Here is a 13,935-nt window from a genome sequence, read left to right as displayed (position 1 = left end):
GCCGTCACCGTCCGGCGACGACCCCGGCGCCCACTCACCCGGCCGCCGTCTCCGGCCGCCGGTGGCCCGGGCCGGCACTCACCTGGCCGCCGTCTCCGGCCGCCGGGCGCCCACTCACCTGGCCGCCGTCTCCGGCCGCCGGTGACCCCGGCGGGGAACCGGGACGTGGATGCGCCCGCGGAGCAGACCGTCCAGGTCGGCGACCAGCTCGGCGATCCACGCCTGCTCGATGCCGGGCATGCAGATGATCCGGCCGGTACGCTCGTCGCCGCCCAGCACCCACGGCCGCGGCAACGGTCCCGGCTGCGCGAGGGTGACCGTGAACGCGTCCGGCAGCCGCTGGGCCGGCCAGCCGATCCGGCGTAGCGCGTCGTAGGTGTACGCCGCCAGGTCCCGCGACCGTTGCGCCCGCCGCCGGTGCCCGCGATGGCCCTGCCCGAGCAGCGACGCGGCCAGCAGCAGCGGAGTGTGCCCCGACCGGGAGCCGCCGATCGTCGTGTCCGACGAGCCGATGTAGGAGATCCGTTGCTGGTCCGGACCCGACGGGCGCCGCGGATACAGGATCACCGCACACGGTGTCAGCGTCGACGGGAACTTGTGCCCGCTGATCACCAGGCTGGTCGCGCCCGCGCCGAAGCCGAACCCGGGCCGCGCCCCGTCCGGCAGCAGCGCCCGCGGGATGCCGGCCAGCGCCGCGTCGACATGGAGGCGCCGCCGAACGATCCGCAGATCGTCACAGAGACCGGCGATGCCCGCGACGTCGTCCACGGCCTCCCGCTCGGTCGTGCCCACCGTGGCGACGACCATCGCCGCCCGTCCCGGGTGCTCCAGCAACCGGTCCCGCAGACGGTCCAGGCTCATCCGGTCCCGCTCGTCGGTGTCGACCCGGACCAGCGGCGCCCGGACCAGGCGGGCCGCCTTGGCCACCGAGTAGTGGGCCGCGGCCGAGGCGTAGACCACCACGTCGGGGTGGGCGGTGGCGGCCTCGTCGACGGCGTGCAGGGTGCCCTCGCTGGCGCCGCCGGTCACATAGCCCCACACGTCGTCACCGGCGCCGAACAGCTCGCCCAGCCAGCGCACCACCCGTACCTCGACGTCCTTGGTGTGGTTGCGCCCGTGCCCGTGCTCGAACGGATCGCCGACGTTGTTGAGCAGCCGTCCGGTGACGACTCCGGCCAGGTGCCGGTAGGTGAGGTCGGTGGCGCCGGGGAACGCCAGCTCGTAGCAGCGGTCCCCGGCCATCAGTGGTTCCTCCACCACGACAACGGACCGCGCCTCTGCGCGTCCGCGGCATTGATCTCGCTGTCCAGCTCGGACATCCTCTGCAGCACCCGGCCGTAGCCGGAACGCTCGTACAGCAGGGACAGGGCGACCCGGGTGTACGGCCACCGCGACAGGATGACCGGAGTGCTGAGCGCCTCGTGACTGGAGATGGTCAGGGCGTTGTGGCCGTCGGCGCCACGACGGTCGGCGACCAGCGCCCGCTGCCCACCGTGCACCGCCGGATCACCGGCCAGGTAGAGGATGGTCCCCGGGATGTTCAGCTCCGACCGGGCGTCCGCGCACGCCTCGGCGAACGTGCCGGTGCGGGTGTCGAGGCTGGACAGCGCCAGCCCGGTGTACACGGCCTGGTCCGGCACGTCGTGGCGGTTGGCGAGCGCCGTCCGCACGTCCCACGGGTGCCGCGGGTCCCGGTCGCGGGCCAGCGCTACCAGTGCGGTCAGCAGGTCGACGGGATCGGACGGCTCCGGCCCGGCCAGCCACAGCCGGGTGGCCGCGGTGACCACCATGCCGTCGGCGGTCCGCTGCCGGAACAGGGCGGCGAGGGCGTACGGGACGAGAGGGCGGCGGAACCGGCGCTCCCAGGCGGCGGACGCGTGCCGGACGCTCAACGCGTGCGCGCGCTCGAACAGCGACCACTCCAGGTTCTGCCGGACGAGGGTCTCGGCGTCGGCCGCCTCCTGCTCCCGGTGGCGCTCGGCCGGTGACTGCCAGCCACCGGTGTCGGCCGGGACCGGGTAGGCGGAACGGTTCAGCGGCAGGGACGGCGGGTGGGCCCCGGACTGGGGTTCGGCGAGAGCTGTCATACCTCCACGTCCTCCAGAGCCGGGTCCAGGACCGTACGCCCGTCCGGAACACCACGACCGATGCCCCGGTAGACGTCGGGCCGGGTCCGCCGCAGGCGCCGTCCGACGAGCATCGCCGTCAGCACGCCGCCGCCGATCACCGCGGTGACCAGCCACGGGCGCGTCGATCCCGGTTCGGTGCCCAGCAGCGTGCCGATGCTGCCGGCCATGAAGAACAGGGCCAGTACGCCGAGGGTCCCACCGGCGACCGGGCACACCCGGCGCACGAACACGTTCTCGTTGCCGCCGAGACCCTTCTCGAAGAAGGTGTACGCCGACCACGAGGTCGCCGTCAGCAGCGCCAGCACGCACACCGCGCCGATCGTCGACAGCCACGGGAAGATCGTGGTCATCGGGTCGGCTCCGGCGAGCGCCATGACGGTCAGCACCACGGCCGAGGTGACGGCCTGGACCGCGGTCCCGCCGAGCGGGGCGCCGCCCTTGGCGCCGGGGCTGACCTTCTGCCACGAGACGGGCAGCACGCCCTCTCTGGCGAGGGCGAACACGTTGCGGGCGATGGCGGCGCCGAACGACGCCTGTGCGGCCAGGATGCTGGTGACCAGCAGCAGGGTGGACAGCTCGGCGATGCCGGAGCCGTACACCTCGCCGAGCAGCGCCAGCGGCTGCCGGGCCGTGCCGTTTCGCACGTCGGCGAAGCCGTTCCAGGCGCCGTAGGCCCAGGAGGCCAGGCAGTACAGGAGCCCGCCGCCGCCGATCGCCGCGGCCGACCCGATCGCCATGGCGCGGTACGAGGTCGCCTCCTCGGCGTAGGCCAGTGCCGTCTCGGTGCCGGCGAACGCGGCGGCCGCGTACACCAGCAGGGTCGAGGTGGCGCCCGCGACGACCAGGCTCGACGGCGCGAACGCGAGACCCGCGCCCGCTGCCGTGCCTGCGCCGGCCGCGGGGTGGGTGAGCCCGGCGAGGATGAACAGCAGCACCACGGCGATCTCCAGGGCGAGCAGCACCCCGAGGACCCGTGCGCCGACCGCGCCGGGGTACTGGCCGAGCAGCAGCACGGCCAGCCAGGCGACGATCGCCCACATCCACCACTCGCCGGCGCCGACCAGGCCGGCGACCGTGCTGCCGAGCAGCGGGTACAGGCTGGCCTGCAGCGCGCTGTAGCCGATGAACGTCACCGCCGCGCCGGCCAGCCCCCAGGTCGGGTTGCCGCCGCGGGCGAGCTGTGCGTAGAACGGGGCGCCGTGCGGCACGTGCCGGCCGACCGCCACGTAGGGGACGGCCAGGAAGGCCATGACCGTCATGATCACCAGGAACGACAGTGGCACGCCGGCGGCGCCGGTCGCGGCGTAGGTCGCGGGGATGCCGCCGTTGAGCACGGTCTGCGGCGACGACGCGACGATGGCCGCTCCGGCCAGCGCCGCGGGGCCCATCGAGTAGCGGGCCAGCACCGTCATCCCGGGCCTCACCGGCTCACCACCGGGCACGGCACGAAAAGGACATCGGCGCACTGGGCACCGAACGATCCGCGCATTGCGGAGCCTCCCGAGAGGTTGACTGCAGGGACGGGCTTGAGCGGCGGAGACCCGCCTTTCACGCCCGTGAGGGAACGGATCAGTGCGGCGCCCGTGCGCGCCGAGTCGCCCTCATGACCAGGCGGTACGTAACACTTACACGCACGTATCACCGAGAGCTGCATCGTTCACGACATCGAGCGACGACGTACCGCATCAAAGATCCGAAAACGTGCCGCACGGATCGAAACAGGCAAAATCGGTGATCTGAGTGTCGGTTCGCGCCGCGGCGAAATGCCGGGGTACTGCGTTGATCCGATCTGGGAGCGCTCCCGTATAGCCGGGCGTAGCGCAGGCTCAGTGGAGGCTCCCAATGTACAGATCGCGTTTCGACAAGTCCCGTCTCCGGTCCCGCAGGTGGCAGATCGGCGCGGTAGCCGGTGTGACCGTCGTCGGGCTCGGCGTCGGGCTGGGTGTCGCCTCCGCCGGAGAGGCCACGCCCACGGTCAGCTGCCCGGCCGTCAGGATCGGCATCGCCGTGCCCGCCCAGCAGCGCGCCGACGTGCAGCGCAACCTGGAGCTGCTCAACACCCAGATCGACGAGGCGAACAAGCGCATCGTCAGCACCAAGGGGCAGGGCGGGCCGAACTTCATCCAGAACGCGATCCTCGGGCCGCTGAAGGACAAGCGCTTCGCCACCATCGAGCGGATCGAGACGGCGATCGCCCGCAACGCCGCACGCCCCGATCTGAACTCCGAGGGCCTGGCGCCCTGCAAGCTCGACACCAAGGGCGGCGCCCCCGTGAAGCAGCCGACCGCGGTGCCGTCCACCGCCGCGCCGGCCGCCACCACGAAGCCGCCGGCCAAGCCCACGACCGCCCCCGCGAAGCCGCCGGCCACCACCGCCCCGCCGGCCGCACCGACCACCGCCGCCCCCGCGGGCGGCACCCCGGTCGCCGTCAACGGGCGCCTCAAGGTGTGCGGGGTCAACCTCTGCAACCAGGCCGGCCAGCCGATCCAACTGCGCGGCATGAGCAGCCACGGCCTGCAGTTCTTCCCGAACTGCGTCAACCCCGGCTCGCTGAACGCGCTGCGCAACGACTGGAAGGCCGACTTCATCAGGCTCAGCATGTACGTCCAGGAGGGTGGTCTGGAGACCGACCCGGCCGGGTTCACCGCCAAGGTCAACGGGCTGGTGAACGAGGCCACCAGGCAGGGTTTGTACGTGATCGTCGACTTCCACACCCTCACGCCCGGCGACCCGAACGTGAACACCGCGCTGGCCAAGAGGTTCTTCGCCGACGTGACCGCCGCGCACCGTGCCAAGAACAACGTCATCTACGAGATCGCCAACGAGCCCAACGGCGTGAGCTGGGACGGCATCCTGAACTACGCCAACCAGGTCATCCCGGTGATCCGGCAGAACGCCCCGGACAGCGTGGTGCTCGTCGGCACCCGCGGCTTCTCGTCGCTCGGCCTCACCGACGGCAGCGACGAGACCGAGATCGTCGACGACCCGGTGAAGTTCGCCAACATCATGTACACGTTCCACTTCTACGCCGCGTCGCACGGCGCCGACCGGCGGGCCGTCGTGGCCCGGGCCGCGAAGAAGCTGCCCCTGTTCGTCAGCGAGTTCGGCACCCAGACGTTCACCGGTGACGGCGGCAACGACTTCGCCAGCACCGACGCGTGGCTCGACCTGCTCAAGGCGAACAAGATCGGGTACGGCATGTGGAGCCTCTCCGACGGCCGGGAGACCAACTCGGCCTTCAAGCAGGGCACCTGCGCGGGCTCCACGTTCGCGGGCACCGGCGTGCTGACCGAGTCGGGCCGCTACATCCGCAGCCGCATCCTCACCGGCGTCGGCAGCCCCCGCTAGGCCACCGGCCGGGCGAAGAACCGCCGGGATGCTCCGGACAGCAGCATCCCGGCGGTCACCACCATCGGCGCCGACGCGCCCGGACGGGCTGGACAGCCGCTCCTAGCATGGGGCGAATGCGTGGAACGCTCGGGTTGTACGGTGCGGCGGGGCTGGTCGTCCTGTCGGTGCTCGGCGGATGTGCCGGCCGGCGGACCGCTGGACCGGTGTTCTCCACCCCAGAGCCGTCGGCGACGGTGTCGGCCCCGGCGAAGGCCCCGGCCCCGGCGACGGCCCCGGCCTCGGCGACGGTGTCGGCCCCGGCCTCGGTGGATGCCGGGCCGCCCGGTGACGGGCCGCCCAACCACGCCGACAACAACGGGTGGAAGCAGCGCCACGGGCTGACGGCCGCCGAGCAGAAGGAGGGCGACCGGCTCGCCGCGCGGGTCGAGGAGGCGCTGGCGAGGCTGCGCGCGGCCGGTGACTTCGCGCCCGAGTCGACCCGCGCCGCGCTGATCGGCCTGAGACTGGACCCGGAGCGGGTGGGTGTCACCCCGATGCGGCAGCCGTCCTGGATGGATCACGTGCCCGAAGGCGCGGTGTTCGAGGTGCGGTTCGGGGTCGGTGGCTGCGTGGTCGGTGACATCCGCCCGGAGCGGCTGCTGGTCGAGGTGCGGGGCGCCAACGCTGAGTTCGGGTGCCTGGAGCCGTACACCCACTGAGATCGGACCGCGGTCGCGCCCATCGCGACCGCGGCCCATCACTCTCCCTTTGGTGTGACGCCGGTAACAGGGTTCTCGTGGACGTGGGAGACTGTCAATCCGCGCCACCTGACCGGGGTACACAGCCGGGGAGGGTTTCATGCACGAGCTGGCGATCGCCGAGAACATCGTGGACACGGTCTGCACCCGCGCCGCGGGCCGGCCGGTCCGGCGGGTCATCCTCCGGATCGGAGCGCTGACCGCGGTCCTGCCCGACCACATGCGGTTCTGTTTCCAGCTGGCCGCCACCGGGACGGCCGCGCACGGGGCCGCGCTCGACCTGGACCTGCGCCCGGCCGTCGTGTTCTGCCGGACCTGCCGGATCGAGCAGCGACTACCCGACCTGATCCCGCTCTGCCCCTGCGGCAGTGCCGATGTCACCGTCACCACGGGCCGCGAGCTGGACATCGTCGCGATGGAGGTCGCCTGACCCGGCCGTCCTGGCGACGCCCCGGAACAGCAGGTAGCCGATCATCCAGAACTCGCCGACCGTCGCCGGGACGGTCAGCGGCTGGAACCCGACGAACGCGTGCAGCAGGTAGCCGAGGCCGCCGACGATCAGCACCCAGCCGAGTGGGCGGGGCATCCATCCGGTGCGCAGCACGGCCGTACCCATCGGGATCAGCCACAGCCCGAAGAAGATCGCCCCGGCCGCCCACAGCTCGCCGCTGGTCACGAAGAGCAGCTGGACGGTGTCCGCCGCCGCGCCGAACGGGTCCGCGGCGATGTTGTCGGCGGCCGACAGCAGGGCCGCGCTGATCAGGATGACGACCGCGTTGACCAGGCCGAACGCGCCGATACCGAGCGCCGACACCGGATCGCCGGGACGGAACAGGCGGTAGAACCAGGCCGCGGCCAGCGCCTGGGTGAGCACGATGAGCAGCTCGAACACCACGAGCGCGGCGGCGAGGCCGGGCTGGTCGACCAGATTCGAGAGGGTCGCGGCGGGGTCGCCGGTGTCGAAGAGCCGGGGGCGGGTGATCAGGAACCCGAGCAGGCCGGCGACGGCCAGGCCAAGGTAGAGCGAACCAGTGATGCGGGCGGTCCGGACGAGGTGTGAGCGGTCGATTTGCGGCATGTCTGCTCCCGAGGAAGAACCTTACGATGTAAGGTAGCGCCCGTGCGCAAGGCGTTGACCAGAGAGCGGGTCCTGCGGGCGGCCGTCGGCATCGCCGACCGCGACGGCCTCCCCGCGGTGACCATGCGGCGCCTCGGCGCCGAGCTGGGCGTCGAGGCCATGTCGCTCTACCACCACCTGCGCGGCAAGGACGCGCTGCTCGACGGGGTCGCCGAGACACTGGTCGACGAGATCCTCACGGCGGTCGCCGCGGTCGACGAGACCCGGGACTGGCGGGCGAGGCTGCGGGCGTGGTTCCTCGCGGCGCGGGAGGTGATGCTGCGCCACCGTTGGGGGCCGGGCCTGCTCAACACCCGGACCACGGTGCCGGTCGGGGTGCTGCGGCACTACGACGCGATCATCGGCGTGATGGTGGGCGCCGGCTTCTCGTACCGGATCGCCCATCGCGCCCTGCACGCCTTCGGCAGCATGCCGCTGGGCTTCGTGCAGGAGGCCTTCAGCCCCTCCGCCGACGGCGCCGGCGACCTGAGCGCCGCCGCGGACCTGCTGCCCAACCTGGTGGCCATGGTCGCGAGCGAGGCGCACGATGCCGAGCTGGGGTGGTGCGACAGCCGGGTCGAGTTCGAGTTCACACTGGATCTGCTGCTCGACGGTCTCGACCGGGCACGCCGCGATCCGCCGCTCTGAGGAGATGTCGGAGGGCTCGCGTATGCTCCGGCGCGGCGAGGTCGTAGCGCAGAGGTCGTCGCGCCTTGGCATCGAGCAGGAGGACGCCGGTTCGAATCCGGCCGGTCTCGCCGCCCTACTTCGCGAGCCCGGGGGAGGCGGCGACATGCAGGTGCGGTGCCCGGCGATCACCGATCCGGATCGCGGCCTGGCCGACCCCGCCGACTTCGACGGCATCCTGGGCCGGCTCGCCGCGCCCGGCCCGGTCACCACCACCGAGGAGTTCGCGCGCGGCCTGCTGCGCCCGGACGGCCGAGTCGACCTGTGCAAACAGGGCCTCGGCCCGGTCCAGGCGGCCCGCGTCGTCGAGGTCGCCGCCGGCTCCCCGCACGCCACCCACCTGCTGCTCGGCACCAACGGGCTCGGCCCCGAGGGCGCCCGCGCGGTCGCCGGCGCCCTGCCCGGCGGGCACCGCATCAGCACCGTCTACCTCGGATGCAACCGGATCGACGCCGACGGGGCCGGCGCCCTCGCCGACCGGCTGGCCGCCGACGACGGCATCCGCGCACTGTGGCTCAAGCGCAACCCGATCGGCGACGAGGGAGTGGCCCGGCTGGCGTCCGCACTGCGGGGCAACCGCGCTCTGCGTACGCTCGACCTGGTCAACACCGGCCTCACCGCCGCCGGCCTGGAGCCGCTCGCCGACGCCCTCGCCGCCCGTCCCGCCGGTCTCGAGCGCCTCTTCCTCGGCGGCAACGGCCTCCGGCCGGACGCCGTCCCGGTGCTCTCCCGGTTCGTCCGCGAGGGCGGGGTTCGCGAGCTCTACCTCGCCGTCAACCATCTGGGCGACACCGGCATCACGGCGCTCGCCGAGGACCTCCGGGAGTACGCGATGACGCTCGGCCTGGGCGGCAACGGCATCACCGACGTCACCGCCCTGGCCGCGAACCTCCGCTCGTGGACCGCCCTCGACCTGTCCCGCCCACCCTCCGAGCGCGCGCTCGGCGGCCGCCCCAACTCGCTCGGTGACACCGGCGCGGCCCTCCTCGCCGAGACCCTCCCGGGCAGTGCCCTGCGCCGCCTCGACGTCCGGTTCACCGGCATCGGCGGGCGCGGCGCCAAACTGCTGCTCGCCGCCGGTGCCGGGCTCGACCACCTCGGCATCAACGGCGGCGTGCCCCGGCGGATGCGACGGCTCGCCCCACGCTCGGCCGGCACACCGCACGAGGACATCAGCGCGATCGTGAGCGTCTACCGGTGAGTCGTGCGCTGTTCCCGTCCGACTGGCGCAACATCCGCAAGTACGCGGTGCCGGCCCGGATGATCGCCGAGTGCGCCGAGGCACGCCGGCGCGGCGACTGGCGGGCCGCCTGCGAGGCCGCCCGGATCGACGTCGACCTCCCGCCCGGTCTGGAGGCCGAGGCCGCCGCGCGGGCCGTCCACCTCGCACCGGACCTGCTGCGCTGGCACCTGCCACGGACCCTGCACGGATCGACCGGGTTCGCCGCCGGCCAACGCTACCTGCTGATCCCCGACGAACCGGTCACGTCCGGCACCGTTCTGCTGACCGTGCGATCGTCCGACACGCACGACGGGCCGCAACGGCTGCTTCTCGGCGCCGTGCGCGGGGCGGCCGACCTGCGCGGCGGACGGGCGGCACCCGTTCCGGCGTACCTCTGGGACGTCCGGCACACCGCCGGGCTGCGCGCCGCGCTCGGTGGCTCCGACCAGCGTCTTCCGCTGCTCACCGCAGCGGGGGAGCCGCGGCCGGAGGAGGCCCTCGGCATCGGTGACGACCTGCCCGCCCGCGCCGAACGGGTGTGGCGGGCGCCCCGGCGCCGCGAGGCCTTCGTCGAGGCCGGTTTCGAGCTCACGGCCGGACAGGACGACGAATGGGCGGCAGCCGACCGCAACTGGCAGCTGGAGCCACTCGACCCGCTGCGGCTGGCGCACGACGTCCGCTGGCTGGCCGACCGCCTCGGCGAGCGCGTCCTGACCCTCTGCGCGTACTCCTATCGCTACCTCACCGTGGTCGTCGGCGACGGTGCGGTGCGCGTCACCTGGACCACTCGCGAGCTGGACCCGGGCATTCAGATCAGCCTGGTGCGGTATGCCGCCGACCTGGAGCTCGTCCGGCAGGGCCACCTGCGGCCCGGCGCCCTGCACCCGCTCGTGCGTGACGTGCTCTTCCCCGGCACTCCGGCCGACCCGTTCGTGCCCACCGACGGCGAGCTGGTCCGGGTCCGCTGCAACGGGGTCTGGCACGAGATCGAGGCCCGGCTCGGACGGCTCGACCCCCTCGCGCACACCATCGAGGAGCGGCAGCGGGAACGCGCGATGCGAGCCTTCGGCGGCGCGGTCACCGGCTGCTTCGCGGTCGAGCAGTTGTGGTACGGGGCGCTCGGCCGGCTGCCACGACGACTGCGTGCCTACCGGGCCGACCTGTGGCAGCGGCTGATCCACGGCGGTACCCGTACGCTGCTCGAGCTCCTCGACGACGGCCTCGACCCACAGCTGCGTGACGGCGCCGGCGGCACGCTGATCCACCGGATCCCGGCGTTCGACCACCGGCGGGTGCTGCCCCGCCTGCTCGCTGCCGGGGTGGGCCTCGACACCGTCGACAAGGAGGGATATACGGCTCTCCACCGGATCGTCGTGCAGCACGGCCCGGCCGATGTGATCACCACTCTGCTCGAGGCCGGCGCCGATCCCCGGATCCGCAACCGGCAGGGCGAGTCGGCACGCGACTACGCGGTCACCTCGCTGAAGTACGGCAGCCGGCTGCGCACCGAGTTCCGGGAGGCGCTGGAGCACCTGCGCGAACGGGCGCGGTGACCGGCCGGTCGCGTATGCTCCGCTCGGCTCGGAAGGGGGCGCGGTGAGCGGTCACGACCCACTCGCGCTCGCCGAGTGGCAGCGCGTCCGCCGCTATGCCGTCCCGCCGCGGATGATCGCCGAGTGCGCCGACGCCCGGGAGCGCGGCGACCGGCGGGCCGCCTGGGCCGCCGGACGGATCGACGTGTCCGAGGCCGCCGCGGACCTCGTCACCCATCTCGCCCCGGACCTGCTGCGCTGGCACCTGCCACGGGCGCTCGGCGGCCACACCACCCTCGCCGTCGACCAGCCTCACGTGCTGGTGCCGGCCGACGCGGTGATCGGCCCGGACACCGTGGTGCCGGTCGTGCAGGCGCTCCTGTCGATGTACGGCTCCCAGCGGCTCAGACTCGACGCCGCCCGCTGGGACGAGCTGGACCTCCGCGAGGTCTCGCTGGTGCCCGCCCACCTGTGGGACGCCCGGCACGCCGACGACCTGCGCGCCGCGATCGGCGGCTCCACCACACGGGCGCCCGCGTTCACCGGAGCTGGTGATCCACTGCCGGCCGAGGCGCTCGGGTCCTCCGACGACCCGGCGTCCCGCGGCGAGCGGGCGCGCCTGACACCCACTCCCGCCGGGGCGTTCGCCGAGGCCGGGTTCGTGATCGGCGAAGACCCGGCGACGCCCTGGCCCGGATACGAGGACGAACAGCTCCTGCGGGTGGTCGACCCGGTGCGCCTGGCACACCACCTTCGGCTCGTCACCCGGCAGACCGGCGTGACCACGTGGTCCCTCTGGGCCGGTCACAGCGACCATCTGCGATGCGACGTGGACGGCGACACCGTGCGGGCCACGTGGCAGTCCGTCGGCGACTACCGCACCACGACCGCGTGGAGCCTGCCCCGCCTCCACCCGGACCTGGTCCGCCATCAGGTCGACCTCGACCTCATCAGGGCCGGCCGGATCACTCCGGCCGAGGTGCACCCGATGGTCCGTGCGGCCCTGTTCCCCAGCGCCCCGCCCCTGCCATCGGCCGGCCGCGGTGCGGTCGCCGCTCCCGCGCCGGCGGTCGTCGCCGGGGCGGTGCGGGTGCGATGCCGGGGCGACTGGCACGAGATCGGCGTCCGCCTCGGCCGGCTCGACCTCCCCGGGCACACCGACACCGAACGGCGAAGGGAACGCGCGCTGGGCGCCTTCGGCGGCGCCGTCAGCGGGTGCTTCGCGGCGGAGCAGGCCTGGCAGGGCGAACCGGGCCGGCTGCCCCGGAGGTTGCGGGCACACCGCGAGGACCTGTGGCAGCTCATGATCCACGGCGGTACCCGGACCGTGTTCGAGCTGCTCGACGCCGGTATGAACCCCCACCTGCGCGACAGCCGCGGGCGCACGCTGATGCACCGGGCCCGTTCGTTCGACTACGGGCGCCTGCTCCCGCGCCTGCTCGCCGAGGGCCTCGACGTCAACGCCCGCGACAAGGAGGGCAGCACGCCGCTCTACCTCGCCGTCGTCCACCGCTGGCCGGCCGACCTGATCATCGCCCTGGCCGACGCCGGCGCCGACCCCCGCCTGCCCAACCAGTACGACATGTCGGTGATCGAGCACTGCGACGAGATCCTCGAGATCCTCGACTACCTCGAAGACGTCGATCCCGACTTCGAGACGGCCGTCGCCTACCTGCGCGAGCGGTCGCCCTGACAGAGATGTCGGTGGGGGCTCGTCCGCTCCGGCGCGGTGGCACTTGCTTCGGTGCGGTGGCACCGAACCCGCCCCTTCCAGGGCTTTTCCGCTCCGCGTACGCGCCCCGGCTTCCCTCGCGGTGATCAACCGCCTCCGTACGGTGGCGTGCGAATCGTGGCCGGAAATGTCGGTGGGCTCGCGTATGCTCCGCGGCGAAGTCGGCTTTGGGGGAGGCGTCGATGAGGAGTCGGAAAGCTGTGACCGTCTGTCTCGGGGAGAGAGCATGACCGCCGGCCTCGACGCCGCTGACGCGCTGCTGCGCCGGATCCGGGTCACCCGGACCGAGCCGGTCGCCGACCCGCGGGCCGCCGCCCTCGCTCTGTGCGTCGCCGCGAATCTGCCGGTGCTGCTCTGGGGCGAGCCCGGCATCGGGAAATCGGCGACCCTCGCGCAGCTCGCCGAGGGCCTCGACGTGCCGTTGGAGACGGTCATCGCGAGCGTGCACGAGCCGTCCGACTTCGCCGGGCTCCCCATCGTCGGTGACGACCCGGCCGTCCAGGGCGTCCCGATGGCCCCGCCCGACTGGGCGGTCCGGCTCGCCCGCCACGGCCGTGGCCTGCTGTTCTTCGACGAGTTGTCGTCGGCGCCACCGGCGGTGCAGGCCGCCCTGCTCCGGGTCGTCCTGGAGCGCCGGGTCGGCAGCCTCACGCTCCCCGACGAGGTGCGGATCGTCGCCGCCGCCAATCCGCCGTCCTCCGCGGCCGACGGCTGGCACCTCAGCCCGCCGCTGGCCAACCGTTTCGTCCACCTGCACTGGACCCATGACCCACGGGTCGTGGCTCGCGGCCTGGCCGGCGTGTGGCCGCGCATCGACGTGCCCGTCGTCACCGCCGACCGTGCCGACAGCGCGCTGGCCCGGGCGCGCGGTGTCATCGCCGGGTTCCTCACCGCCCGGCCCGGTCTCACCCACCACCTGCCGGCCGACGCCGAGGCCCGTGGCGGCGCCTGGCCGTCCCCGCGCACCTGGGACATGGCGTTGCGCCTGCTCGTCTTCCACTTCTGTGCGGGCACCAGCCGGGAGGCGCTGGCCACCGCGATCATCGGCGCGGTCGGCGACGGCCCCGGCCTCGAGCTCACCACCTACCTGGACGAGCTCGACCTGCCCGACCCGGAGCGCGTCCTCGCCAACCCGGCCGCTTTCGCGCTCCCCGAGCGCGGAGACCGCCAGTTGGCGTTCCTCACCGCGGTGATCGCCGCCATCGAGGGCCGCGTCACCCGTGAGCGATGGGAGGCCGGCTGGACCGTGCTGGCCAAGGCGGTCGACGCCGGCGTGCCAGACGTGGCGGCCCGGGCGGCGTTCGACCTGGCCCGGATGCGCGAGCCGTCCTGGCCGGTCCCGGCATCGATCGACGCGTTCCGCGGTGTGCTCACCGCTTCCGGATTGCTGACCGGTGGCTCCTGACCCGGCGCCGCCCGGCCCTACGG

At 73.3% G+C, this 13,935-nt stretch carries 12 protein-coding genes and 1 tRNA gene; 9 read left to right on the top strand and 4 right to left on the bottom strand.

Going from position 1 to position 13,935, the window contains the following annotated elements:
- Nucleotides 1-114: 114 nt before the first annotated feature.
- From ACQPZW_RS31000 to ACQPZW_RS30990, 3 genes are read right to left on the bottom strand one after another with little or no spacing between them, the layout of a single operon-like run.
- Entirely contained in the window at nt 115-1,242 is a 1,128-nt protein-coding gene (locus tag ACQPZW_RS31000) for a pyridoxal-dependent decarboxylase (protein ID WP_433789580.1), read from the bottom strand.
- On the bottom strand, nt 1,242-2,087 hold the full coding sequence (locus tag ACQPZW_RS30995; RefSeq protein WP_433789579.1) for a hypothetical protein: 846 nt from the start codon (nt 2,085-2,087) through the stop codon (nt 1,242-1,244). The genes ACQPZW_RS31000 and ACQPZW_RS30995 overlap by 1 nt, the downstream gene beginning before the upstream one ends.
- Nucleotides 2,084-3,553: an APC family permease gene (locus ACQPZW_RS30990; protein WP_433789578.1), complete on the bottom strand. Its 1,470-nt coding sequence runs from the start codon at nt 3,551-3,553 to the stop codon at nt 2,084-2,086. Before ACQPZW_RS30990 ends, ACQPZW_RS30995 begins: the two co-directional genes overlap by 4 nt.
- 418 nt (nt 3,554-3,971) lie before the next feature.
- On the opposite strand from ACQPZW_RS30990, the gene ACQPZW_RS30985 reads away from it, so the two are divergent.
- The 3 genes from ACQPZW_RS30985 to ACQPZW_RS30975 all read left to right on the top strand — a co-directional run bounded on the left by ACQPZW_RS30985 (nt 3,972) and on the right by ACQPZW_RS30975 (nt 6,647).
- Complete coding sequence (locus ACQPZW_RS30985; protein WP_433789577.1) at nt 3,972-5,477, top strand: glycoside hydrolase family 5 protein; 1,506 nt, start codon at nt 3,972-3,974, stop codon at nt 5,475-5,477.
- A 116-nt stretch (nt 5,478-5,593) separates the two neighbouring features.
- Nucleotides 5,594-6,178, top strand: coding sequence for a hypothetical protein (locus tag ACQPZW_RS30980; protein WP_433789576.1), 585 nt, complete (start codon nt 5,594-5,596; stop codon nt 6,176-6,178).
- 139 nt (nt 6,179-6,317) lie between these two features.
- A complete protein-coding gene (locus ACQPZW_RS30975; RefSeq protein ID WP_433789575.1) occupies nt 6,318-6,647 on the top strand; it encodes a hydrogenase maturation nickel metallochaperone HypA in 330 nt (109 codons plus the stop codon).
- Here ACQPZW_RS30975 and ACQPZW_RS30970 read toward each other — a convergent pair.
- Nucleotides 6,552-7,295: a DUF4386 domain-containing protein gene (locus tag ACQPZW_RS30970; RefSeq protein ID WP_433789574.1), complete on the bottom strand. Its 744-nt coding sequence runs from the start codon at nt 7,293-7,295 to the stop codon at nt 6,552-6,554. The genes ACQPZW_RS30975 and ACQPZW_RS30970 overlap by 96 nt on opposite strands.
- A gap of 42 nt (nt 7,296-7,337) precedes the next feature.
- Between ACQPZW_RS30970 and ACQPZW_RS30965 the strand changes: the two genes are divergently transcribed.
- From ACQPZW_RS30965 to ACQPZW_RS30940, 6 genes are all read left to right on the top strand, one after another.
- Complete coding sequence (locus ACQPZW_RS30965) at nt 7,338-7,982, top strand: TetR/AcrR family transcriptional regulator (protein WP_433789573.1); 645 nt, start codon at nt 7,338-7,340, stop codon at nt 7,980-7,982.
- 37 nt (nt 7,983-8,019) lie between these two features.
- Nucleotides 8,020-8,092 (top strand) — tRNA-OTHER (locus tag ACQPZW_RS30960).
- Between the two features lie 35 nt (nt 8,093-8,127).
- The gene (locus ACQPZW_RS30955) at nt 8,128-9,222 is read left to right on the top strand and encodes a gala protein (RefSeq protein ID WP_433789572.1); all 1,095 of its coding nucleotides are present in this window, start codon (nt 8,128-8,130) and stop codon (nt 9,220-9,222) included.
- Complete coding sequence (locus ACQPZW_RS30950; RefSeq protein WP_433789571.1) at nt 9,219-10,796, top strand: ankyrin repeat domain-containing protein; 1,578 nt, start codon at nt 9,219-9,221, stop codon at nt 10,794-10,796. The genes ACQPZW_RS30955 and ACQPZW_RS30950 overlap by 4 nt, the downstream gene beginning before the upstream one ends.
- Before the next feature lie 43 nt (nt 10,797-10,839).
- Nucleotides 10,840-12,468, top strand: a complete 1,629-nt coding sequence (locus ACQPZW_RS30945) for an ankyrin repeat domain-containing protein (RefSeq protein ID WP_433789570.1) — start codon at nt 10,840-10,842, stop codon at nt 12,466-12,468.
- Nucleotides 12,469-12,733: 265 nt separating this feature from the next.
- Nucleotides 12,734-13,912, top strand: a complete 1,179-nt coding sequence (locus tag ACQPZW_RS30940; RefSeq protein WP_433789569.1) for an AAA family ATPase — start codon at nt 12,734-12,736, stop codon at nt 13,910-13,912.
- Nucleotides 13,913-13,935: the final 23 nt, after the last annotated feature.

Source organism: Actinoplanes sp. CA-252034, from assembly GCF_050956125.1.
In the GTDB taxonomy this organism is placed as follows: Bacteria; Actinomycetota; Actinomycetes; order Mycobacteriales; family Micromonosporaceae; genus Actinoplanes.
Note: the sequence above shows the minus strand (reverse complement) of the source record. Positions and strands in the feature narration are given on the sequence as shown.

Coding starts and splice junctions, on each gene's coding strand:
- ACQPZW_RS30940 (WP_433789569.1), top strand. CDS start 12,734: ATGACCGCCGGCCTCGACGCCGCTGACGCGCTGCTGCGCCGGATCCGG.
- ACQPZW_RS30975 (WP_433789575.1), top strand. CDS start 6,318: ATGCACGAGCTGGCGATCGCCGAGAACATCGTGGACACGGTCTGCACC.
- ACQPZW_RS30980 (WP_433789576.1), top strand. CDS start 5,594: ATGCGTGGAACGCTCGGGTTGTACGGTGCGGCGGGGCTGGTCGTCCTG.
- ACQPZW_RS30955 (WP_433789572.1), top strand. CDS start 8,128: ATGCAGGTGCGGTGCCCGGCGATCACCGATCCGGATCGCGGCCTGGCC.
- ACQPZW_RS30970 (WP_433789574.1), bottom strand. CDS start 7,295: ATGCCGCAAATCGACCGCTCACACCTCGTCCGGACCGCCCGCATCACT.
- ACQPZW_RS30985 (WP_433789577.1), top strand. CDS start 3,972: ATGTACAGATCGCGTTTCGACAAGTCCCGTCTCCGGTCCCGCAGGTGG.
- ACQPZW_RS31000 (WP_433789580.1), bottom strand. CDS start 1,242: ATGGCCGGGGACCGCTGCTACGAGCTGGCGTTCCCCGGCGCCACCGAC.
- ACQPZW_RS30995 (WP_433789579.1), bottom strand. CDS start 2,087: ATGACAGCTCTCGCCGAACCCCAGTCCGGGGCCCACCCGCCGTCCCTG.